At 72.2% G+C, this 20959-nt stretch carries 20 protein-coding genes; 10 read left to right on the top strand and 10 right to left on the bottom strand.

The features are described 5' to 3' along the window. Positions 1-360: 360 nt before the first annotated feature. A complete protein-coding gene (locus ACIQCJ_RS21725) occupies positions 361-1527 on the bottom strand; it encodes a peptidoglycan-binding protein (RefSeq protein WP_402712261.1) in 1167 nt (388 codons plus the stop codon). A 183-nt stretch (positions 1528-1710) separates the two neighbouring features. On the opposite strand from ACIQCJ_RS21725, the gene ACIQCJ_RS21720 reads away from it, so the two are divergent. From ACIQCJ_RS21720 to ACIQCJ_RS21710, 3 genes are all read left to right on the top strand, one after another. Next, positions 1711-3777, top strand: coding sequence for a DHA2 family efflux MFS transporter permease subunit (locus ACIQCJ_RS21720; protein ID WP_402712260.1), 2067 nt, complete (start codon positions 1711-1713; stop codon positions 3775-3777). A 110-nt stretch (positions 3778-3887) separates the two neighbouring features. After that, positions 3888-4640 carry a hypothetical protein gene (locus tag ACIQCJ_RS21715; RefSeq protein WP_355345432.1) on the top strand — a complete coding sequence of 251 codons (753 nt, stop codon included), beginning with the start codon at positions 3888-3890 and terminating at the stop codon, positions 4638-4640. Positions 4641-4739: 99 nt separating this feature from the next. After that, a complete protein-coding gene (locus tag ACIQCJ_RS21710) occupies positions 4740-5804 on the top strand; it encodes a hypothetical protein (RefSeq protein ID WP_402712259.1) in 1065 nt (354 codons plus the stop codon). 76 nt (positions 5805-5880) lie between these two features. Here ACIQCJ_RS21710 and ACIQCJ_RS21705 read toward each other — a convergent pair whose 3' ends face one another. Beyond that, entirely contained in the window at positions 5881-7128 is a 1248-nt protein-coding gene (locus ACIQCJ_RS21705) for a cytochrome P450 (protein WP_391116527.1), read from the bottom strand. 222 nt (positions 7129-7350) lie between these two features. Between ACIQCJ_RS21705 and ACIQCJ_RS21700 the strand changes: the two genes are divergently transcribed. Continuing rightward, positions 7351-8520: a steroid 3-ketoacyl-CoA thiolase gene (locus ACIQCJ_RS21700; protein WP_391160155.1), complete on the top strand. Its 1170-nt coding sequence runs from the start codon at positions 7351-7353 to the stop codon at positions 8518-8520. A gap of 30 nt (positions 8521-8550) precedes the next feature. On the opposite strand, the gene ACIQCJ_RS21695 is transcribed toward ACIQCJ_RS21700, so the two are convergent. Then, the gene (locus ACIQCJ_RS21695) at positions 8551-8826 is read right to left on the bottom strand and encodes a hypothetical protein (protein ID WP_391047311.1); all 276 of its coding nucleotides are present in this window, start codon (positions 8824-8826) and stop codon (positions 8551-8553) included. A 29-nt stretch (positions 8827-8855) separates the two neighbouring features. Further along, positions 8856-9896 carry an MBL fold metallo-hydrolase gene (locus tag ACIQCJ_RS21690; RefSeq protein ID WP_402712258.1) on the bottom strand — a complete coding sequence of 347 codons (1041 nt, stop codon included), beginning with the start codon at positions 9894-9896 and terminating at the stop codon, positions 8856-8858. 132 nt (positions 9897-10028) lie between these two features. Here ACIQCJ_RS21690 and ACIQCJ_RS21685 point away from each other — a divergent pair, with 132 nt between their 5' ends. Further along, the gene (locus tag ACIQCJ_RS21685; protein ID WP_391160152.1) at positions 10029-11570 is read left to right on the top strand and encodes an aldehyde dehydrogenase family protein; all 1542 of its coding nucleotides are present in this window, start codon (positions 10029-10031) and stop codon (positions 11568-11570) included. Then, positions 11570-11806: a ferredoxin gene (locus ACIQCJ_RS21680; protein ID WP_355345411.1), complete on the top strand. Its 237-nt coding sequence runs from the start codon at positions 11570-11572 to the stop codon at positions 11804-11806. The genes ACIQCJ_RS21685 and ACIQCJ_RS21680 overlap by 1 nt, the downstream gene beginning before the upstream one ends. A 138-nt stretch (positions 11807-11944) precedes the next feature. Here the strand turns inward: ACIQCJ_RS21680 and ACIQCJ_RS21675 are convergent, their stop codons facing one another. The 3 genes from ACIQCJ_RS21675 to ACIQCJ_RS21665 form a co-directional block, all read right to left on the bottom strand. Further along, positions 11945-12130 carry a DUF397 domain-containing protein gene (locus ACIQCJ_RS21675; RefSeq protein ID WP_188285067.1) on the bottom strand — a complete coding sequence of 62 codons (186 nt, stop codon included), beginning with the start codon at positions 12128-12130 and terminating at the stop codon, positions 11945-11947. A gap of 11 nt (positions 12131-12141) precedes the next feature. Beyond that, a complete protein-coding gene (locus ACIQCJ_RS21670) occupies positions 12142-12996 on the bottom strand; it encodes a helix-turn-helix transcriptional regulator (protein WP_188285066.1) in 855 nt (284 codons plus the stop codon). A gap of 380 nt (positions 12997-13376) precedes the next feature. Then, positions 13377-14027, bottom strand: coding sequence for a TetR family transcriptional regulator (locus tag ACIQCJ_RS21665; RefSeq protein WP_188285065.1), 651 nt, complete (start codon positions 14025-14027; stop codon positions 13377-13379). 252 nt (positions 14028-14279) lie between these two features. Here ACIQCJ_RS21665 and ACIQCJ_RS21660 point away from each other — a divergent pair, with 252 nt between their 5' ends. From ACIQCJ_RS21660 to ACIQCJ_RS21650, 3 genes are read left to right on the top strand one after another with little or no spacing between them, the layout of a single operon-like run. Beyond that, the gene (locus tag ACIQCJ_RS21660; RefSeq protein ID WP_402712367.1) at positions 14280-15803 is read left to right on the top strand and encodes a glycosyltransferase; all 1524 of its coding nucleotides are present in this window, start codon (positions 14280-14282) and stop codon (positions 15801-15803) included. After that, positions 15803-16585 (top strand): methyltransferase domain-containing protein, encoded by a 783-nt coding sequence (locus tag ACIQCJ_RS21655; protein WP_402712257.1) that lies wholly within the window; start codon positions 15803-15805, stop codon positions 16583-16585. The genes ACIQCJ_RS21660 and ACIQCJ_RS21655 overlap by 1 nt, the downstream gene beginning before the upstream one ends. Continuing rightward, complete coding sequence (locus tag ACIQCJ_RS21650) at positions 16582-17688, top strand: prenyltransferase (RefSeq protein ID WP_391160146.1); 1107 nt, start codon at positions 16582-16584, stop codon at positions 17686-17688. The genes ACIQCJ_RS21655 and ACIQCJ_RS21650 overlap by 4 nt, the downstream gene beginning before the upstream one ends. A 15-nt stretch (positions 17689-17703) precedes the next feature. On the opposite strand, the gene ACIQCJ_RS21645 is transcribed toward ACIQCJ_RS21650, so the two are convergent. Continuing rightward, positions 17704-17991, bottom strand: a complete 288-nt coding sequence (locus tag ACIQCJ_RS21645) for a hypothetical protein (protein WP_188285062.1) — start codon at positions 17989-17991, stop codon at positions 17704-17706. Positions 17992-18175: 184 nt separating this feature from the next. Between ACIQCJ_RS21645 and ACIQCJ_RS21640 the strand changes: the two genes are divergently transcribed. After that, on the top strand, positions 18176-18730 hold the full coding sequence (locus tag ACIQCJ_RS21640; RefSeq protein ID WP_401304220.1) for a hypothetical protein: 555 nt from the start codon (positions 18176-18178) through the stop codon (positions 18728-18730). A gap of 78 nt (positions 18731-18808) precedes the next feature. On the opposite strand, the gene ACIQCJ_RS21635 is transcribed toward ACIQCJ_RS21640, so the two are convergent. Beyond that, complete coding sequence (locus tag ACIQCJ_RS21635; RefSeq protein WP_401304218.1) at positions 18809-19819, bottom strand: LLM class F420-dependent oxidoreductase; 1011 nt, start codon at positions 19817-19819, stop codon at positions 18809-18811. Positions 19820-20053: 234 nt separating this feature from the next. Continuing rightward, positions 20054-20893: a hypothetical protein gene (locus ACIQCJ_RS21630; RefSeq protein ID WP_355345391.1), complete on the bottom strand. Its 840-nt coding sequence runs from the start codon at positions 20891-20893 to the stop codon at positions 20054-20056. Between the last annotated feature and the right edge of the window lie 66 nt (positions 20894-20959).

Here is a 20959-nt window from a genome sequence, read left to right as displayed (position 1 = left end):
CGGTGCGCCCCGTCAGGGGCGCGGGGAACGGCGCGGCCAGCCCCCACCGGCCGGTGGTCCGGGGACAACCGGTCTGCCCCGCCGGGGCGGGTGGTGACCTGCGGGAGCGTCGTGGCTGGGCGCGCCCACGCGGCGGCAGCCGCAGATTAAACACAGCCCCGCGCCCCTTGAAAGATCGGCTCGCCGCCTGGGCGAAAGTGGGTGCGCCCCGTCAGGGGCGCGGGGAACGGCGCGGCCAGCCCCCACCGGCCGGTGGTCCGGGGACAACCGGTCTGCCCCGCCGGGGCGGGTGGTGAGGTGCGGGAGCGTCGGGGCGGAGCCCGGGGTCTTGCGGGGGCGCCCGATACTCGGAAAGCGGCGCTAGCTGGTTTGGTGTTCGAGGGTGGTGCGGGTTTGGGGGCCGTAGACGCCGATGGGGTCGCCGCGGACGCCGTACCAGATCTGGAACATGGCGACGGCCTCGCGAACCCCTTGGTCGTAGGAGCCGTTGACGTGGCCGTGGTAGACCCACACGTCGCGGAGCCGCTGCTGGAGATCGGAGACGGCGGCGCCGGTGTCGCCGAGCTGGAGGATCTTGGAGGCGGGGGAGGTCGGGGTGACGGGGGGCGTGGTGGGGGCCGGGTCGGCAGGCGCGGTGGGGGCGGACGGCGTGGAGCCGGTGGTGGTGGGCGCGGCGGGGGCCGACGGCGTGGAGCCGGTGGCGGCGGGAGCCGTCGTGGATGGGGACGGCGGCGCCGTGGCGGTCTCGGGCACCACCGGCGCGGCGGAGGTCGTGGTCGGCGCGGGCGTGTGGCGCGGGGCGCCGACGGCCACGGTGCCCACGACGGCGGTGGACTCCGTCGGCAGCTCGACATCCGGCATCGAGGACGTCCGGTCCGGCGGCAGCGCCCGGTCGGTGCGCGGCTCGTCGCCCATGACCTGTCCGGTGACGGCGACGGCGCCCGCGGCCAGCGCGGAGGCGGCGACCGCGGCCGCGGCCACCACCAGGCCCCGTCTGCGGCGCCGGTGCCTGCCCCGGTCCTGGTACAGCCCCGTCCCGGCCGCCGCCCTGGCGAACGCGGCCGGGGTCCCGGCCTCGGCGTCCCCCCGCGGCGCGTACTCCACGCCGGAGTACAGCGCGGCGAACAGCCCGACATCGGCGGTCTCGGGACCGCCGTCGCCGGGCGCCAGCAGTGGCCGTACGGTCGTCTCGCCCGCCTCGCCGTCCGGCTCGGCGACGTAGGGGCGCATCCGCAGCGGGTGGAAGCCCTCGGTGGCGGCGAGCGCGGCGGCCCGCGCGGCGGAACGCTCCGCCGCCCGCGTCTCCCCGCCCTCGTCCTGCTCGCCGGGGAGGCCGGGCGAGCCCGGCTCGGCCGAGTCGTCCCAGGTGACCAGGGCCCCCGGCGGCACCAGCTCGCTCGGCGGCGGCGCCGGCGGCCGCGGGGCGGTCACCTCGGGTGAAGCGTGCGGCACCCCGGGCACGACCGGTATCCCCGCCGAGGACGCCTCGGCGTCCACCTCGCGGGCAGCGTCCGGCTGCGGCGCCACTGGTTCCCCTCCCGGCCGTCGTTCGCATTTCGCATATTCGCAAAGACGTGCCGATTATGCCGACCTCCGGCGGCGAGCGCAGCCCGCTGACCGCACAAGTGGGCGAGTATCGGAGGCCAAAGTCGTACAAATGGTGGGAATATAAGGTTCCGACCGTCGGGGGATGACGCGAGGAGCCGTTCCATGGCCCAGGACACCACGACCGCCGCGGGCCCGGCGGCGGCAGAGCCGGGGCAGCACCAGGACAAGCGAGCGGTGCGGATCGCGATCAGCGCCCTGGCGCTCGGCATGCTGCTGGCCGCCCTCGACCAGACCATCGTGTCCACCGCGCTGCCCACGATCGTCAGCGAACTGGGCGGCATCGACCACCTGTCGTGGGTGGTGACGGCCTATCTGCTGGCGTCGACCGCGGCGACCCCGCTGTGGGGCAAGCTCGGCGACATGTACGGCAGGAAGCGGCTCTTCCAGACCGTCATCGTGATCTTCCTGATCGGTTCCGTGCTCTGCGGAATCGCCCAGAACATGGGCGAGTTGATCGCCTTCCGGGCCCTCCAGGGCCTGGGAGGCGGCGGGTTGATCGTGCTGTCGATGGCTATCGTCGGCGACATCGTGCCGCCGCGCGACCGCGGTCGCTACCAGGGTGTGTTCGGCGGGGTGTTCGGCGCGGCGAGCGTCCTCGGGCCGTTGCTGGGCGGGGTGTTCACCGAGCAGCTCTCCTGGCGCTGGGTGTTCTACATCAACCTCCCCATCGGGATCATCGCGCTCGCCGTGATCGCCGCGGTGCTGCACATCCCGGTCCGCCGTACGGCCCACCGGATCGACTACTTCGGCATGGCGGTGATCGCCGCAGCGGCGACCTGCCTGGTGCTGATGACCTCGCTCGGCGGCACCACCTGGGCGTGGAGTTCGGCCGGGATCATCGGCCTCGCGGTCGCCGGAGTCGTCCTCATCGCGCTGTTCGTGGCGATCGAGCGCCGCGCGCAGGAGCCGGTGCTGCCGCCGAAGCTGTTCCGCAACCGTACGTTCCTGCTCTGCTCGGTGATCTCCTTCATCATCGGCTTCGCGATGTTCGGCGCGATGACGTTCCTGCCGACCTTCCTCCAGGTCGTGCACGGCTTCTCGCCCACGCTGTCCGGCGTGCACATGATCCCGATGGTGATCGGCATGCTGCTGTCGTCCACGGTGTCGGGGCAGATCGTCAGCCGCACCGGCCACTACAAGGTCTTCCCGATCGCGGGCACCGGCGTCATCGCCGTCGGACTCGTCCTGCTGCACACCCTGGACGAGACGACCAGCACCTGGGTGATGAGCCTGTACTTCCTGGTCTTCGGCCTCGGTCTCGGCCTGGTGATGCAGGTGCTGGTGCTGGCCGTGCAGAACGCCGTCGGGTACGAGGACCTGGGCTCGGCCACCTCGGGCGCCACCTTCTTCCGCTCCATCGGCGCGTCCTTCGGCGTCTCGCTGTTCGGCACGATCTTCGCCAACCGCCTTTCCGACGAGCTGACATCGGCCTTCGCGGGCAAGTCGCTGCCCGCCGGGGTCAATCCGGCGCAGTTCCAGGCCGACCCGACGGCGGTCGGCAAGCTGCCCGCGGCCGTCAAGGGGCCCGTGCTGCACGCGTATTCGAACTCGATCACCACCGTCTTCCTGTGGGCGGTGCCGATCGTGCTGGTCGGCTTCCTGCTGGCGTGGCTGCTCAAGGAGCAGCCGCTGCGGGGCACGGTGACCGTGCCGGACGCCAGCGAGACGCTCGGCACCAACCCGGTGGAGCGGTCCTCGCTCGACGAGATCGCCCGCTGCCTTTCGCTGCTCGGCAGCCGGGAAGCCCGCCGCGACCTCTACACCCGGATCACCGGTCTGGCCGGGCTCGACATCCACCCCGCCACGAGCTGGCTGCTGTTGCGGCTGGCCCACGACGGCGAGGGCGACCCGGTCGAGCTGGCCGCCCGTACCACTGTGCCCGCCGAGGTCATCGAGGCGGCGGCCGACGAGTCGCTGTCCCGCGGCTTCGCCGTACGCGACGGCGGTCCGCTGGTCCTCACCGCGTCCGGACACGCGCTGGCCGGACGCCTGACCGAGGCGCGGCGCACGGTCCTCGCCGATCTGCTCGGCGACTGGGACCCGGCCGCCCACGCCGACCTGGCCGCCCTGGTCACGAAGCTGAGCGGCGAACTGTGCGGCGGCGACGGGGACCGCCCCGAGGGCCGTACGCGGCACCAGCCGGCGGTCGGCGGTACGCCTCCGGCCTGAGGGTTCGAGCCCGTCGTCCTGAAGCCGTCCGTTTGCGGTGCCTGGCAGTGGCAAGCCGAGCAGGGAGAGAACGTCACTGTCTGACGACCCGTAGGAACGGGAGGCACGCCATGTCCACCGGAGCGACTGTAGCCATCGTCGTAGTGGCGCTGATTGTCCTGGCGCTGATCGCGACCCTGGTGATGAGGGGCGACGGTACGGGAGGTGTGGGTTCGGGAGCGCGGCTGAAGCATCGCTTCGGACCCGAGTACGACCGCGTGCTCGAACGGCACGACGGCGATGTGAAGGCCACCCGGGCGGAACTCGCCGAGCGGGTCAAGCGCCACGGCGACCTCGAACTGCGACCCGTCTCCGAGCAGGAGCGGGAGCGGTACACCGCCGCTTGGACCGCGCTCCAGGCGCGGTTCGTGGACGAGCCCGTCGCGGCGGTCGGCCAGGCCGACGCGCTGATCGGCGAGATCGCCGCCGACCGGGGCTTCCCGGCCGCGCGGGAGCCGGAGCACTTCGACGCGCTGTCCGTCCACCACCCGCACGCGGTGCACGGTTACCGCCAGGCCCACACGCTGGTCGACTCCGTAGGGGCCCCCGGTTCCGCGGCGCCGCAGAAGCGGCAGTCCACGGAAGACCTGCGCAAGGCGCTGCTGGGCGCGCGAGGGCTCTTCGACGAGCTGATGACCGAGAGCGCGCGCGGAACGAAGAACACCACGGAGCGGGCTGACGAGGCCGACGAGCCCGTCGTGGAGCACGACGCCGCGGCCGACGAGGACGCGAAGGCGGGCGGTCGGCGCGGTGCGCTCGGCGGCCGGTTCGCGGCCCTTAGCGGCGGGCGGCGGGAGCACGACGACGCGGACGAACGTCTGTGACGTTCGGCTGGGCGCCGCTCGACCCCCCAAGCGGGGTGCACCACCCTGCGCCGGCCGGACGAGTCGGCTCAGCAGGACCACGGACAGGGAGATGAAGCGATGAGTGACCGCGACACCGAGAAGACCGGTACCGACCGGGCCGAGGCCGAGAAGACCGAGGCGGAGAAGGCCGCGACCGGCACCGACAGGACCGGCACGGACCGCAGCAGCGCGGACCGGACCGGCACGGAGCGCAACGGCACGGACAGGATCGGGTCCGGCAAGACCCGGACGACCACGTACGGGACCGGGAGCGGGACCGGCACTGGGACCGGGTCCGAGTCCGAGGCCGACAAGGCCGAGACCGGCACCGGGAGCCGGGCCGCCTCCAAGGCGTCGTCCGGGACCGACAGGCCCGGCAGACTGGACAGGTCCGAGTTCTCCGAACAGCGGGAGAAGGAGCCCGAAGCGGCTTCCTCCACCGGCTCGGGCACGTCGGCCCGTTGGACCTCGGGGGCCTCCAAGTCCTCCGAGACTGCTGAGGCCGCCGAAACCGCTGAGGCTGCCGGGTCCTCCGGCTCCGACACCGGGCGGGCGACGACCGGCACGGGTACGGGTACCAGCGCGAGCACGTCCGTACCGGCGCCGCGTACGCCCGCCGAGTCGACGACCGGGACCACCGCGACCGAGCCGGAGGCCGAGCGCACGTCCGGTCCCGGCACCGGGACCTCGGCGTTCGCCACCAAGCCCGGCACCGCCTCCGAGACGGAGACCACGGCCACGCGTACGGACACGTCCACGCCTGCGTCCATACGTACGGACACCTCCACGCCTGAGTCCGCACATACGGACACGTCCGCGCACACGGACACGTCCACGACCGCGACGGACGGCACGTCCGGTGCGGCCGACGGCGGGGCCGAGGAAGTGGACCGGCTGAGCCGGCGGATGGACCGCGCGGTCGGCGGCTTCGTGGACGACCCGAAGCGCGCCGTGCGCGAGGCGGACGCCGTACTGGACGAGGCCGCGGCGCGGCTGACCCGGTTGCTGGAGGAGCGGCGCACCGCGCTGCGCGGGTCGTGGCACGGTGACGACGGAAGCGACGGCACCGGGACCGAGGAGTTGCGGATCGCGCTCACCAAGTACCGCGACATGACACGGCAGTTGCTGACGACCGGCATCTGACGCCGCAGCCGGACCGGACCGCGCGCGGGCGCAGGCGCGCGGCCGACGGCTGACGACAGCGGACGGACGGGGGCTCTCACCTACGGTGAGGGCCCCCGTAGTCGACGCGCAGTTCCTTGACCCCGTTGATCCACGCCGAGCGCAGCCGCCGCGGGTCGCCGAGCAGCCGGATGTCCGGCAGATTGTCGGCGATGGCGTTGAACATCAGGTTGATCTCCAGCTTGGCGAGATTCGCGCCGAGGCAGTAGTGCGGGCCCCCGCCGCCGTACCCGAGGTGCGGGTTGGGATCGCGCAGGATGTCGAACGTGCCCGGGTCGTCGAAGACTTCTGGGTCGTTGTTGGCGGAGGAGTAGAACATCCCCACCCGGTCGCCCGCCTTGATCTTCGCGCCGCCGAGTTCGGTGTCCCGGGTGGCGGTGCGCTGGAAGGAGACGATCGGGGTGGCCCAGCGGACGATCTCGTCCGATGTCGTGTCCGGGCGCCGCTCCTTGAACAGTTCCCACTGCTCGGGGTGGGTCAGGAACGCGTGCATGCCGTGGGTGATGGCGTTGCGCGTCGTCTCGTTGCCCGCGACGGTCAGCACGAGCACGAAGAAGCCGAACTCGTCGGAGGTGAGGCTGCCTTCGTCGGACGCGGCGACGAGTTTGCTGACGATGTCGGCGGCCGGGCACTGCTTGCGGGCGGCGGCCATGTTCATCGCGTAGGAGATCAGCTCCATCGCCGACTCGGCGCCGATCTCCTCGGTGATGGCGAGTTCCGGGTCGTCGTACGCGGCCATCTTGTTCGACCAGTCGAAGAGCTTGAGCCGGTCGTCCTGCGGCACGCCGATGAGTTCGGCGATGGCCTGGAGCGGGAGTTCGCACGCGACGTCGGTGACGAAGTTCCCCCGGCCCGCCTCCGCCGCGCCGGTCACGATCCGCTGGGCGCGGGCCCGCAGCGCGTCCTCCAGGGCCCGTATCGCCCGCGGGGTGAAGCCGCGCTGGACGATCTGCCGCAGCCGGGTGTGCTCGGGCGGGTCCATGTTGAGCATGATGAAGCGCTGCACGTCGATCTGGTCGCGGCTGATCCGGTCGTTGAAGCGGATGATCGCGGTGTTGGTGTACGAGGAGAAGACCTCCGGGTTGGTCGACACCGCCTTGACGTCCGCGTGCCGGGTCACCACCCAGTAGCCGTCGTCTCCGAAACCCGCGGTGTTGTGCGGCTGGGCGTTCCACCACACCGGGGCGGTCCGCCGGAGTTCGGCCAGTTCCGGGAGGGGGACGCGGTCCTGGTAGACGTCCGGATCGGTGAAGTCGAAGCCTTCGGGAAGCGCGGGACAGGGCATCGGCACTCCAGGTCTGACGTGTCATAAGTTGTCTGACGGTCCATCAGATATACGACCGAAGGTAGTAACGAGTTCCACAAGTCGCAAGGGCCGCGGGCGTGTGGATCACGTACGGGAACGACGTGGGCCGTGCGCGACTCTTGCGCGTGCCGTACCGCGGGTAATAAGACTGCGGGAAGAACTAGAACGCGTACTAGTTTAGTTGAGAAGAGGACGAGCTTCATGGCCGCTGAACCCGTCATCGTCGAAGCCGTACGCACCCCGATCGGCAAGCGCGGCGGCGCGCTCGCCAACCTCCACCCCGCCTATCTGCTCGGCGAGACCTACCGCGAACTGCTCGGCCGCACCGGCATCCAGGCCGACGCCGTCGAGCAGATCGTCGGCGGCACCGTCACCCACGCCGGGGAACAGTCCATGAACCCCGCGCGCAACGCCTGGCTCGCCGTCGGCCTGCCCTACGAGACCGCCGCGACCACCGTCGACTGCCAGTGCGGATCCTCGCAGCAGGCCAACCACATGGTGGCCAACATGGTCGCCGCGGGCGTCATCGACATCGGCATCGGCTGCGGAGTCGAGGCCATGTCGCGGGTGCCGCTGGGCAGCGGCTCCAAGCACGGGCCCGGCAAGCCGTTCCCCGACGAGTGGAACGTCGACCTGCCCAACCAGTTCGAGGCCGCCGAACGGATCGCCCGCCGCCGCGGACTCACCCGCGAGCACGTCGACCGGCTCGGCCTCATCTCGCAGGAACGCGCCGCCCGCGCCTGGGCCGAGGAGCGCTTCAAGCGCGAGACCTTCGCCGTCCAGGTGCCCACCACCGAGGTCGAGCAGCACGCCGGGCTCGGCATGTGGCGGCTGGTCGACCGCGACCAGGGCCCGCGGGACACCACCATGGACGGGCTCGCCGGGCTCAAGCCCGTCATGCCCACCGCCGTCCACACCGCGGGGAACTCCTCGCAGATCTCCGACGGCGCCTCCGCCGTGATGTGGGCCTCCAAGAAGATGGCCCGCGCCCTGCACCTGCGCCCCCGCGCCCGGATCGTCGCCCAGGCCCTGGTCGGCTCCGACCCGCACTTCCACCTCGACGGACCCGTCGACGCCACCCGCGCCGTCCTCGGCAAGGCCGGGATGACGCTGCGGGACATCGACGTCGTCGAGATCAACGAAGCCTTCGCCTCCGTCGTCCTGTCCTGGGCCCAGGTCTTCGACCAGGACCTCGAAAAGGTCAACGTCAACGGCGGCGCCATCGCGCTCGGCCACCCCGTCGGCGCCACCGGCGCCCGGCTGATCACCACCGCGCTGCACGAACTGGAGCGCGCCGACAAGGAGTTCGCCCTGATCACGATGTGCGCGGGCGGCGCGCTCGCCACGGGCACGATCATCCAGCGGCTGTGAAGCACCGCCCGGACGAGCCCCGCGCGGGAGTCAGCGCTGCCTGCGGCCCTTGCGGCCGCTGAGCAGGAAGCCCACGCCGACGCTCGCGACGAAGAAGATGCTGACGATCAGCCACGTACTGGTGCCCGCCGATCCGCCGTCCTTCTTCGTGTCACCGGTCGGGCTGGGCGAGGCCGTCGCGCTCGCCGCCGTCACGCGCGACCGCGTGTCGGGCGACGCGGCGACGGCGGACGGCGCCGCCGTCAGGGCGGCCAGTGCCAGGACGGCGACGGTGGCCACGGTGGTGGCGCGGCGGCGCAGGAGCATGAGGAACACCCTAACGTCCCGGTGCCGCGCTAGACGGCCCGGTACGTCACCGGGTCGGACCCCGGCACGGGCTCGGCGCGCCCCGCCTTGGTCAGCCGCCGCAGATGCGCCTCGGTCTCGGAGACGGCGATGGTCCGCGAGGACGCGGGGATGCGCGACCAGGGACGGTTCCAGGGCAGCGCCTCGGCGAGCTGCCAAGGGGTGCGGGGGCCGGGGGTGATGAGGGCGAGGAGCTCGGCCAGGCGCGCGGCGTGGTGCTCCAGGAGTTCGCCGACCCGGCCGGCGGCGCCCGCGAAGGCGTACTGGTGCGCCGGGAGCACCTGGGCGGGGGCCAGGCGGGCGATGCGTTCGAGCGAGTCGAGGTAGTCGCCGAGCGGGTCGGTCTCGACGACGGCGTCCGGGTCCTCGTACAGGCCGATGTGCGGCGAGATCTCCGGCAGGAGGTGGTCACCGGAGAACAGCCGGCGGCTCTCCTCCAGGTACAAGCAGACGTGCCCCGGCGTGTGTCCTGGCGTCCACACCGCGCGCAGCCGGCGGCCCGCCAGCGGCAGCCGCTCGCCGGGGACGATCTCGCGGTCCGGCAGCGCGGGCGGCCGTCCCGGCAGCGCCTGCCCGCCGTACTCGCGCAGCGGCGCCAGGTGCTCCTCGGGCGCGCCCGCCGCCGCCAGCCGCGCCAGCAGGTACTCCACCCACACACCCGGCTCGGCCTCCCGCGTGCGCCGCACCACGTCGATGTCGGCCGCGTGCATCGCGATCCACGCCCCCGACGCCTCCCGCACCCGCGCGCTCAGCCCGTGGTGGTCCGGATGGTGGTGCGTCACCAGCACCCCCAGGATGTCACCCACCGACGTGCCCGCCTCCCGCAGCCCGCGCTCCAGCGCCGCGAACGAGTCCGGATGGTCCCACCCGCTGTCCACCAGCACCGGCCCGTCGTCGGTGTCGAGCAGGTGCACCAGCGTGTACCCGAGCGGGTTGTCGGGAATCGGCACCGGCACGCTCCACACCCCGCCGCCGTGGTCGACCACCCGACCCCGCTCCTGCCGCCGGCCAGCCGTGCCGTGGTCCGCCATGGGATGGCTCCTCTCCGGCCGCCGCCGGGCGTGCCGCGTCCATTGCCCACTATAACGAGAACTGGTATCAGTTCTGACTGAGCGTCAGAAATGGTTCGAGCGGAGACAGCGAGAGCGGCGGAGGCGACAGCGATGAACGATCCCGGTCCTGGTTCCGACTTCATCGAGCACGGAAAGCTGTTCATCGGAGGGGCGTTCGTCGATCCGGCGGGGGACGGGGGGACGATCGAGGTCGTGTCGCCGCACACGGAGCGGGTGTTCGGACGGGTGCCGCACGCGTCGCGGGCGGATGTGGACCGGGCGGTGGCGGCGGCCCGCACCGCGTTCGACGAAGGGCCCTGGCCCCGCTCGACGTTGGCGGAACGGATCGAGGTCGTCGGCCGGATCAAGGACGCCGTCCTGGTCAGGCACGAGGAGATAGCCCGGCTGATCAGCCGGGAGAACGGCTCACCGGTCTCCTGGAGCGTCCTGGCCCAGGCGCTCGGCGCGATGATGGTCTGGGACGCCGCGATCACCGTGGCGCGCGACTTCCGTTACGAGGAGCGGCGGGCCGGAGCGCTCGGGCCGATCCTGGTACGGCGCGAGCCGGTCGGCGTCGTCGCGGCCGTGGTGCCGTGGAACGTACCGCAGTTCACGGCGGCGGCGAAGCTCGGGCCCGCGCTGCTCGCCGGGTGCACGGCGGTGCTCAAGCCGTCGCCGGAGTCGCCGCTCGACGCCTATCTGCTGGCGGAGATCGCGCGGGAGGCCGGGCTGCCGGACGGGGTGCTGAACATCGTGCCCGCCGGACGCGAGGTCAGCGAGTACCTCGTCGGCCACCCCGGCGTGGACAAGGTGTCGTTCACCGGCTCGGTCGCGGCGGGCAAGCGGGTGATGGAGGTGGCCGCGCGCCATCTCACGCGCGTGACACTGGAGTTGGGCGGCAAGTCGGCGGCCGTGATCCTGCCGGACGCGGACCTGACGGCGGCCGTCGCCGGGATCGTGCCCAACGCGTGGATGAACAACGGCCAGGCGTGCGTGGCCCAGACCCGCGTCCTGGCCCCCCGTACCCACTACGACGAGATCGCCGAGCGGCTGGCGGCGGCGGCCTCCGCGCTGGTGGTCGGCGACCCGCTGGACCCGGCCACCGAGGTCGGCCCGCTGGTCGCGGAACGCCAGCGGCAGCGCTCCCTGGACTACATCGCGATCGGCCAGCGCGAGGGCGCCAAGGTGCTGACCGGCGGCGGCCGGCCGAGCGGCCTGGACACCGGCTGGTACGTCGAGCCGACGCTGTTCGGCGACGTCGCGCCGGGGATGCGGATCGCCCGCGAGGAGATCTTCGGCCCGGTGATCTGCCTGCTGCCGTACGACGACGAGGCCGACGCCGTACGCATCGCCAACGACTCCGACTACGGCCTGTCCGGCAGCGTGTGGACCTCCGACACCGAGCACGGCATCGACATCGCGCGCCAGGTGCGTACCGGCACGTACTCCGTCAACACCTTCAGCCTCGACATGCTCGGCCCCTTCGGCGGCTACAAGGACTCAGGTCTCGGGCGGGAGTTCGGGCCCGAGGGGTTCAGCGAGTACCTGGAGCACAAGATGATCCACCTCCCGGCCGACTACCCGGCCGCCCCGGCGCGGGAGGCCGCCGGGGCAGCGGGCGCGGCGGGCGGCGCGGCGGGCGGCACCGACTGATGGGCGACCGCTGGCACGTGGACGTGGACCGCTCCGTCTGCATCGGCTCGGGACTGTGCGCGATCGGCGCCCCCGGCGCCTTCGTGCTGGGCGGCGTGCCCCGCCAGTCCCGCGCGGTGGAGGCGGAGGCGGACGCCTCGGAGGGCCTCCTCGCGGCGGCCGAGAGCTGCCCGGTGGAGGCCATCACCCTGACCGTGCAGGGGTCGGGAGAGCCGGTCTTCCCGCCGGAGGAGTGACCCGACGGACGGTGTGAACAGCCCGCCCGGCCGGAATCACCCGGCCGGGCTACCCGTCGTCACCCTTGCGGGCCGGGCCGGGCCGGGCCGGGCCGGACTGGCCCGGACCGGGCGCGGCGGCCCGGAACCGTCCCCGCCTCACCCGCCGCGTTTGATGGCCCGCAGAAAGCGGGCCAGCGCGGTCGGCGTCGTACACAGCACGACCCCTGGGTCGTCGCTCTCGCGGAGCAGGACCGCGCCGCCGTCCTCGGCCAGCTCGACGCACTCGCCCTGTTCCTGCGAGTACGTGGACTTCTGCCAAACGAGCGGCGCGGGCGCGATCATCGGCGGGCCTTTCAGAGGTCTTGGGAGATGTCGCGGATGAAGTCCCGTGACCGGGACTGATCCAGCGCAACCTCCGCGAGAGTGTTGTAGAGCACGCGGTAATTGGACAGATGCGGTGCCGCGTGCAGAAAGCTGATGCCGTGTGCGGAGTCGATCTGAACGGTGTCGAGCGGCCGTACCGGACCGCTCGCGTAGAGCATCGCGTGGCCGGAACCTATGTGACCGTCCACCGCGAAGGGGATCACCCGCACGCTGATGTGCGGCAGATGGCTCAGCTCCTGGATGTGTTCGAGCTGGGCGCGCGCCACCTTCCCGCCGCCGAACCGCATGCGCAGCGCGGCCTCGTGGATCAGCGCCTCGTACGGCGGCGCCGTCTCCCGGTAGAGCACTCCCGAACGCTCCATGCGCTGGGCCACCCGCGCCTCCAGCTCGTTGTCCGGCAACGGCGGGATGGCGTAGCCGAAGACCGTACGGGTGTAGTCCTCGGTCTGGAACACACCCGGAATATGGGTGATCTGGATGGTACGGAGCCGGGTGGCGTGGTGTTCGAGCTCGGCGATGTCCAGCAGCCCGGCCGGTACGACGCCGCGGTAGGTCTCCCACCAGCCCTTGCGGCCCTGGCTGTTGGCCATGACCACGAGCGCGTCGATCAGCGCGGTGTCGCCGCACTCGTAGAACGCCGCGAGTCTGCGTAACCGCTCCTCGCTCACGCCGAGCCGCCCGGCCTCGATGTGGCTCACCTTCGCCGGGTCGGTGCCGAGCAGCCGCGCGGTGTCCCGCGCGGTGATCGCTGCGGCTTCCCGCATTTTCCGTAGCTCCGCACCGAGGCGCTCCTGGCGGGCGGTTGCGGTGCTTCTGAGCGGCATGGTGTCCCTTCTGAATGGTGGTTCCGAGTCTGCCGTTCCGCTCACGCGGGGTCCAGATCGTTTCTGGAAATTTCGGAGACAAGGTTGCAGTGGGGCATTATTGCCCCATATGCTGCGCGCGCTTACGCGCACGCGGACAGTCAACTCCCTTGAGGTGTAAGTGTGTTGACCGGGTATCCGGTTACCGGCGATCCCGCTCCGACGGTACGACGGGCGACGGGTCGGCGAGGGCCCGGTGAAGTTCCCGTGAAGGGGTCGTGGGTCCCCGGTCGCCGGGCGGTGGCGGCCAGCCACGGTCGTGATCTTCGCCCGTGACCCTCGGCCGTGATCTTCGCCCGTGACCCTCGGCCGGGAGCGCGTCGGCCGCGCTCGCGCGGGCGCTACTCGGGGGACGTCAGGTCGATCAGACGGCAGACCGTCTGGATGTCGATCTTCACCTGGGCGATCGAGGCCCGGCCGGAGAGCCAGGTGACCAGCGCGGAGTGCCAGGTGTGCTCGATGACCCGGACGGCCGAGAGCTGCTCGGCCGTGGGGGGCGCGTCCAGGCCCATCGCGTCCAGGATGATCGCCGTGGTCAGCCGCGAGACGGTGTCGACCTCGGCGCTGACCGAACGGTCGGCGAAGGTGAGGGCGCGCACCATCGCGTCGGCCAGATGCGGCTCGCGCTGCATCGCGCGGAAGGCCCGCATCAAGGTCTCCGCGACCCGGTCGGCCGGCTCGGCCGCCACCGGGGGCCGCTTGCGCAGCGTCCCGTGCAACTGCCCGAGCTGGTCCTGCATGGTCGCGACCAGCAGATGGATCTTGGAGGGGAAGTAGCGGTAGAGCGTGCCGAGCGCGACGCCCGAGGTCTCGGCGACCTCCCGCATCTGCACGGCGTCGAAACCGCCCCGGCAGGCGAGCTGCGCGCTGGTGTGCAGGATGCGGCGGCGCCGGGCCTCCTGCCGCTCCGTCAGCGGCGGCGAGTGCGGCGCGGGGGAGTGCGACGGTACGCGCGGGAGCGGCGGGCTGGACGGCTTGGAGTCAGTGCTCATGTGTCCCATCCCGTGCCGTTCCCGTACCCGTTTGCGTGCCGGTCCGCGGGCCGGTCGGCCCGTGCCGCCGGTGTCCCGCGCTGCGTGCATGATGGCAGGGCGGGTGACGTGGTGCGAGTCACCCTCGGCCCGCACCGGGCCCCGCCCCCGGCGGCGTGATCCGACCGTCCGGCGGCCGGTGGACTGGCTTTCTGTACCATCAAGTCTGAAACTTGTTCTAGATTAGCGCGACAGCGGTTACGCTCCGGCTCAATCGCGACCGAGAAGGGGGCCGGAGTGACCTCACAGGCCAGGCCGCTGCGGATTGCCCTGCTCAGCTACAAGGGAAATCCCTTCTGCGGCGGCCAGGGCGTGTACGTCCGGCACCTGTCCCGCGAGCTGGCCGCGCTCGGCCACAGCGTCGAGGTGATCGGCGCGCAGCCCTACCCCGTGCTGGACGCGGTCGGCGAGGGCGTCACCCTCACCGAGCTGCCCAGCCTCGACCTGTACCGGCAGCCGGACCCGTTCCGCACCCCCAAGCGCGGCGAGTACCGCGACTGGGTCGACGCCCTCGAGGTCGCCACCATGTGGACCGGCGGCTTCCCTGAACCGCTCACTTTCAGCCTGCGTGCCCGGCGCCATCTCGCCGCCCGCCGCGCCGAGTTCGACGTCGTCCACGACAATCAGACGCTCGGCTACGGGCTGCTCGGCCTCGGCCTGCCGCTGGTCACCACGATCCACCACCCCATCACCGTGGACCGCCGCCTGGACCTGGCCGCCGCGCAGGGCTGGAAGCGACGGCTGTCGGTACGCCGCTGGTACGGCTTCACGCAGATGCAGAAGCGGGTGGCCCGCCGCCTGCCGTCCGTGGTGACCGTCTCCGGTTCCTCGCGCGACGAGATCATCGAGGACCTGGGCGTACGGCCGGACCGCATCCGCGCCGTCCCGATCGGCGCCGACGCCCGGCTCTTCTCGCCCGACCCCTCCGTGGCCGAGGTGCCCGGCCGGATCGTCACCACATCGAGCGCCGACGTGCCTCTCAAGGGCCTGGTCTTCCTGATCGAGGCGCTCGCCAAGGTGCGGGCGCAGCGGCCGTACGCCCATCTCGTCGTCGTCGGCAAACGGCCGGAGAAGGGGCCCGTGGCCGAGGCCATCGCCGACTTCGGCCTCGCGGACGCCGTCGAATTCGTCAAGGGCATCAGCGACGCCGAGCTGGTCGACCTGCTGCGGGGCGCCGAGGTCGCCTGCGTGCCGTCGCTCTACGAGGGCTTCTCCCTGCCCGCCGCCGAGGCGATGGCCACCGGCACCGCGCTGGTCGCCACCACCGGCGGCGCCATCCCCGAGGTCGCCGGGCCCGACGGCGAGACCTGCCTCGCCGTGCCCCCGGGCGACGCCGGTGCGCTTGCCGCTGGGCTTGAACGTGTCCTCGACGACGCCGGCCTTCGCAAGCGGCTCGCCGCCGCCGGCCGCGCCCGCGTCCTGGCCCACTTCACGTGGGAGCGGGCCGCCGAGGCGACGGTGGCCCTGTACCGCGAAGCGATCGCCTCCGCCCCGCGGGCTCGCGGGCCCGTGTCCGATGTGCGGCTGCCGCCGCGTGGGCGCGAGCAACCCGCCACGGGGCCGGTGGTCGCGGAACCGACCGCGTCCGACCCGCTGGGGCGGTCGGTGAGCCGCGGCGCCGCACCGGCCGAGCGCGCGGTGCCCCGCGCCCCTGAAGGGCGCGCCCTCGCGCAAGGTGAACGTATGGGGGACGTGCCCCCCGAGACCGAGTCCGGCCCGGTAGGGAGCAACCGCTGATGCTGACCGTCGACTTCACCCGTTTCCCGCTCGCCGCAGGCGACCGCGTGCTGGACCTCGGATGCGGGGCCGGGCGCCACGCCTTCGAGTGCTACCGGCGCGGAGCGCACGTGGTGGCGCTGGACAGGAACGGCGAGGAGATCCGCGAAGTCGCCCGCTGGTTCGCGGCGATGAAGGAGGAGGGCGAGGCGCCGGAGGGCGCGTCGGCGGTGGCGATGGAGGGCGACGCCCTCCAACTCCCCTTCCCCGACGAGAGCTTCGATGTCGTCATCATCTCCGAGGTGATGGAGCACATCCCCGACGACAAGGGCGTCCTCGCCGAGATGGTGCGGGTGCTGCGCCCCGGCGGCCGGATCGCGGTCACGGTGCCGCGCTACGGCCCGGAGAAGGTCTGCTGGGCGCTGTCGGACGCCTACCACGAGGTCGAGGGCGGCCACATCCGCATCTACAAGGCCGACGAACTGCTCGGCAGGATGCGGGAGGCGGGCCTGCGCCCGTACGGCACGCACCACGCGCACGGGCTGCACGCGCCGTACTGGTGGATCAAGTGCGCGGTCGGCGTGGACAACGACAAGGCGCTGCCGGTGAAGCTGTACCACAAGCTGCTGGTCTGGGACATCATGAAGAAACCGCTGGCCACAAGGGTCGCCGAACAGGCGCTCAACCCGCTGATCGGCAAGAGCTTCGTGGCCTACGCGACCAAGCCGCACCTGCCGGTGGACGCCGTCTCGCCGTCCGCGGACGACACCGACGTCACAGCCGCCCCGAGCGCCGCCAAGTGACGTATCCCAGCCGGAGGCCGGACCGCACGGAGCGGCTGGCGCTGCCCGGTGTGCTCACCGCCCAGCAGGCCGCGGAGACGGTGGACGCCGTCGCGGCGGTCCAGCGCGAGGACGGCGCGATCCCCTGGTTCCGCGGCCACCACCTCGACCCCTGGGACCACGTCGAGGCGGCGATGGCGCTGGACGCGGCGGGCGAGCACGAGCGCGCGCGGGCCGCGTACGACTGGCTGGCCAGGCACCAGAACGAGGACGGGTCCTGGTACGCCGCCTACCAGGACGGCGACCCGCAGCGGCCGACCGACCGCGGCCAGGAGTCCAACTTCTGCGCGTACGTGGCCGTCGGCGTGTGGCACCACTATCTGTCCACCGGGGACGACGCGTTCGTGGACCGGCTGTGGCCGACGGTCTACGCGGCGGTGGAGTTCGTGCTGGGGCTCCAGCAGCCCGGCGGCCAGATCGGCTGGAAGCGGGAGGCGGCCGAGCACGGCGGGGGAGTCGTCACCGACGCGCTGCTGACCGGGAGTTCATCGATCCACCAGGCGCTGCGCTGCGCGCTGGCCATCGCCGAGCACCGCGAAGAGCCGCAGCCGGACTGGGAGTTGGCGACCGGCGCGCTGGGGCACGCGATCCGCAGCCACCCGGAGCGGTTCCTGGACAAGAGCCGCTACTCCATGGACTGGTACTACCCGGTGCTGTCCGGCGCGCTGCGCGGGCCGCGCGCGCTGGAGCGGATCGAGGAGGGCTGGTCCCGCTTCGTGGTGCCGGGCCTCGGCGTCCGCTGCGTGGTGCCCAACCCGTGGGTGACCGGCGGCGAGACCGCCGAACTGGCCCTGGCGCTCTGGGCGGTGGGCGAGTCCGACCGCGCCGTACAGTTGCTGGCCGACATGCGGCACCTGCGCGCGGACGACGGCCTGTACTGGACGGGGTACGTCTACGACGACGACGCCGTCTGGCCGGTGGAGCGCACCGCGTGGACCGCCGCCGCCGTGCTGCTGGCGGTGGCCGCGCTCGGGGGGGACGAGGCGACCACCGCCGTATTCAGCGGGGAACGGCTGCCGGTCGGGCTGGAACCCGAGGCGTCCGGCAGGACGGGCTGCTGCTGAGACGCGTGCCGTACGTCAGGCGCGGTTGACCCGGCCTGCCACCGCGTGCGCGACCAGCAGGTAGACGGCTGCGGGCAGACCGTAGTTGAGCACGGTGCGCCACTTGGCGTTGTCCACCGTGAACAGGTCCTTCGACCAGCCCGCGAGCCAATTCGCCGAGTGATGGACCCAGTTGACCAGGTCGTTCGCCCGGTTGGCGTCGAACACGAAGAAGAAGATCCACAGGATCAGGATCAGTGCAGCGATGTCTGCGACGATGAGGATGATCGCCGCGGCGGGGTTACCGCCATACCGTCTGGCCATGACAACCGCATTGCCCGGCTCCGGCGATTGAAACTCCTTTCGATTCCGCGGTGACGGCGCGCCCTCGCGAAGCGTGAGGATCTGGCCAGAACTCCCGAGTGGCGGGCGGACCGGGGCCGGGTGATGCTGCCAAAGATCACGCACGCCCCGCACCCGTAGCCCGTATGCCACCCCGGAGGTCCCCGTGCCGACACGCATCCCGTTGCGCCGGACGATCGTCGCGCTCCTGCTCGCCGTCACCTTCTTCACGGCGACCGCCTGCGGCAAGTCCACGGACTCCATGTCGACCGGCAGTTCGGACCCGAGCGCGTCGCCGACCAGCACCGTCGAGAAGCAGAAGCTGGCCAAGACGCGCTTCGTCGCCAACGCGGGCCTCGCGGCCGGGGCCACGTACCAGTGGATCGTGAAGCCGTACAAGGCGGGCAAGTTCAAGAAGGGCGCGAGCGGCCGGACCTTCGCGCTGGTCAAGGCCGGTCTCGCGGGCACCTTCGCCTACAACAGGCTGAAGGCGGCGGCCGGGAACGCCAAGGCCGACCCCACGCTGAGCAAGGCGGTGGCACCGCTGACGGCGGGCATCGACGCGCTCAAGGACCTGCCGGCCAAGCTCCGCAAGGGCGACTCCGCCGACCAGGCGGCGAACAGCTTCGACGACGTGATCAACAAGGTCAAGGAAGCGGGCAAGAGCGCGGGGGCGGACGTCACCGACAACGTGCCGTCGCTCAAGGACATCGGCGGCTGAGGGCGGCGGCGGCTCAGGGCATCGTCGGCTGAGGACATCGTCGGCTGACGCGCTCGGAGCCCTCCGCCGGGCCGCCCGCTAGGCGTTCAGCTCCGCCAGCACCCGCAGCGTCTCCCGGTCGGGCGCGGTCACCAGCAGGTCGGTGACCGGGCCCGACCGCCAGGCCGCGAGCCGGTCGGCGATCCGTTCACGCGGCCCGACCAGCGAGATCTCGTCGGCGAAGGCGTCCGGCACGGCGTGCACCGCCTCCTCGCGGCGGCCCTCGGCGAAGAGCCGCTGAATCCGCCCGGCCTCCTCCTCGTACCCCATCCGGCCCATCAGCTCGGCGTGGAAATTACGGCCGCGCGCGCCCATGCCGCCGATGTAGAAGCCGAGCATCGCCTTGACCGGGAGCAGCCCGTCGGCCGGGTCCGCGCAGACCTGCGCGCGGACCAGCGGGGCGACCATGAAGTCCTTCGACGCGTCGGCGAGCGGCGCGTCGTAGGCGTCGGTACGGAAGGGCGACCAGTACAGCGGCAGCCAGCCGTCGGCGATCCGTACCGTCTGGGCGATGTTCCTGGGACCCTCGGCGCCCAGCAGCACCGGCAGGGCGGCGCGCAGCGGGTGGGTGATGGGCTTCAGCGGGCGGCCGAGCCCGGTGCCGTCGGGACCGGCGTACGGCAGCGCGTGGAAACGGCCGTCCAGCCGTACCGGCGCCTCGCGGCGCAGCACCTGGCGGATCACGTCCACGTACTCGCGGGTCGCGGTCAGCGGGCTGCTCGGGAACGGGCGGCCGTACCAGCCCTCCACCACCTGCGGTCCCGACAGGCCGAGGCCGAGCAGCATCCGCCCGCCGGAGAGGTGGTCGAGGGTGAGCGCCTGCATCGCGGTGGCGGCGGGGGAGCGGGCCGCCATCTGCGCGATACCCGTGCCCAGCCTGATCCGGCTGGTGTGCGCGGCGATCCAGGTGAGCGGGGTGAAGGCGTCCGAGCCCCACGCCTCCGCGGTCCACACCGAGTCGTAGCCCAGCCGTTCCGCCTCCTGTGCCAGCCCCACATGGCCGGGGTCCGGGCCGCGGCCCCAGTAACCGAGCGCGAGTCCGAGCCGCATGAACGCCTCCTGGGGGCAAGTGATCTGACGGTGCGTCAGGAATAGTGGGAGGGTACGCGCGCCCGCCGCGGGCCGGAAGACCGGCGGCCGGGCGCGGGGCCGTACACAGGCAGCGGGCGGCCGGGTGACGGGCTGGGGGGGCGGGCAGGCGGCCGGAAAAGAACAGCGGCCGGTCCCGGCGTCCGGAGGTCCGGAGCGGGACCGGCCGCTGTCGCGTACCGGAAGGAGAAACGATCAGCCGCGCTGGATGCCGCTGCTGTCCTGGAGCACACCGCGCCGCCCGTCCTGGGTTTGCGCGATCAGCGCGGAGCCGCGCTGGTCCACGGCCAAGTACCAGGTACCCGGCGTCAGTTCGGCGATCTGCGCACCCGGGTTGTCCTCCGCGAACAACGGGCGCGGCACCGGCACCGCGAACCAGAAAGCGGTGAAGTCCGAGGACGGACCCTGCGCGGCGGCCGGCTGCGGCGCCGACTGCTGCGCACCGTACGGCTGCTGGGCCTGCTGCGGCTGACCGTACGGCGTCTCGACGGACTGCGCGCCGCCCGGGTACCCGTAACCGGCCTGCGGCGGACCCGCCGCGTACGGCTGCTGGCCGGGGCCGACACCGTACGGCTGGGCCGCGGGCCGCGGGGCGCCGAGCAGCGGGGCCTTCAGCGCGGGAAGACGGTTGGACAGCGGGGCCGCCACCGCGATGACGACGCCGAACAGCAGCGTCAGCCAGTTGCCCGCGCCCTTGTCGACGCCGTCCGGGTTGTCGAACAGCGTCGCCCACAGGGCGGTCCAGCCCACGAACAGCGAGATCGCGACGGCCCACTGCTCAAGGGAGAGCCCCAGGATCTGCCGCCCGACGAGCGGACCGGTACGCGCCAGCACCACCGCGGCGGCGGCGATCAGCGCGGCCAGCGTCACCGAAGGCAGGATCGGGAAGTAGTCCGAGTGCCACAGGTTCCGCGAACTTTCCGCGCCGTTGAACGGCGACTTGAAGCTGAAGAACGGCAGGAACGAGGCGATCAGCAGCAGCACCGCTGCTCCGATCACCGCGCCGTCTCCTCGGGTCAGGGAGCGGATGTTCACGTCAGGTCCTGTCCTTTGTCAGTTCGGTTAACTCGGCCGTACTCAATCGGGCGGTGCCCCATCGTA

It is taken from the genome of Streptomyces sp. NPDC093221, assembly GCF_044753885.1.
GTDB lineage: Bacteria > Actinomycetota > Actinomycetes > Streptomycetales > Streptomycetaceae > Actinacidiphila.
Note: the sequence above shows the minus strand (reverse complement) of the source record. Positions and strands in the feature narration are given on the sequence as shown.

Coding starts and splice junctions, on each gene's coding strand:
- ACIQCJ_RS21720 (WP_402712260.1), top strand. CDS start 1,711: ATGGCCCAGGACACCACGACCGCCGCGGGCCCGGCGGCGGCAGAGCCG.
- ACIQCJ_RS21715 (WP_355345432.1), top strand. CDS start 3,888: ATGTCCACCGGAGCGACTGTAGCCATCGTCGTAGTGGCGCTGATTGTC.
- ACIQCJ_RS21710 (WP_402712259.1), top strand. CDS start 4,740: ATGAGTGACCGCGACACCGAGAAGACCGGTACCGACCGGGCCGAGGCC.
- ACIQCJ_RS21705 (WP_391116527.1), bottom strand. CDS start 7,128: ATGCCCTGTCCCGCGCTTCCCGAAGGCTTCGACTTCACCGATCCGGAC.
- ACIQCJ_RS21700 (WP_391160155.1), top strand. CDS start 7,351: ATGGCCGCTGAACCCGTCATCGTCGAAGCCGTACGCACCCCGATCGGC.
- ACIQCJ_RS21695 (WP_391047311.1), bottom strand. CDS start 8,826: ATGCTCCTGCGCCGCCGCGCCACCACCGTGGCCACCGTCGCCGTCCTG.
- ACIQCJ_RS21690 (WP_402712258.1), bottom strand. CDS start 9,896: ATGGCGGACCACGGCACGGCTGGCCGGCGGCAGGAGCGGGGTCGGGTG.
- ACIQCJ_RS21685 (WP_391160152.1), top strand. CDS start 10,029: ATGAACGATCCCGGTCCTGGTTCCGACTTCATCGAGCACGGAAAGCTG.
- ACIQCJ_RS21680 (WP_355345411.1), top strand. CDS start 11,570: ATGGGCGACCGCTGGCACGTGGACGTGGACCGCTCCGTCTGCATCGGC.
- ACIQCJ_RS21675 (WP_188285067.1), bottom strand. CDS start 12,130: ATGATCGCGCCCGCGCCGCTCGTTTGGCAGAAGTCCACGTACTCGCAG.
- ACIQCJ_RS21670 (WP_188285066.1), bottom strand. CDS start 12,996: ATGCCGCTCAGAAGCACCGCAACCGCCCGCCAGGAGCGCCTCGGTGCG.
- ACIQCJ_RS21665 (WP_188285065.1), bottom strand. CDS start 14,027: ATGAGCACTGACTCCAAGCCGTCCAGCCCGCCGCTCCCGCGCGTACCG.
- ACIQCJ_RS21655 (WP_402712257.1), top strand. CDS start 15,803: ATGCTGACCGTCGACTTCACCCGTTTCCCGCTCGCCGCAGGCGACCGC.
- ACIQCJ_RS21645 (WP_188285062.1), bottom strand. CDS start 17,991: ATGGCCAGACGGTATGGCGGTAACCCCGCCGCGGCGATCATCCTCATC.
- ACIQCJ_RS21635 (WP_401304218.1), bottom strand. CDS start 19,819: ATGCGGCTCGGACTCGCGCTCGGTTACTGGGGCCGCGGCCCGGACCCC.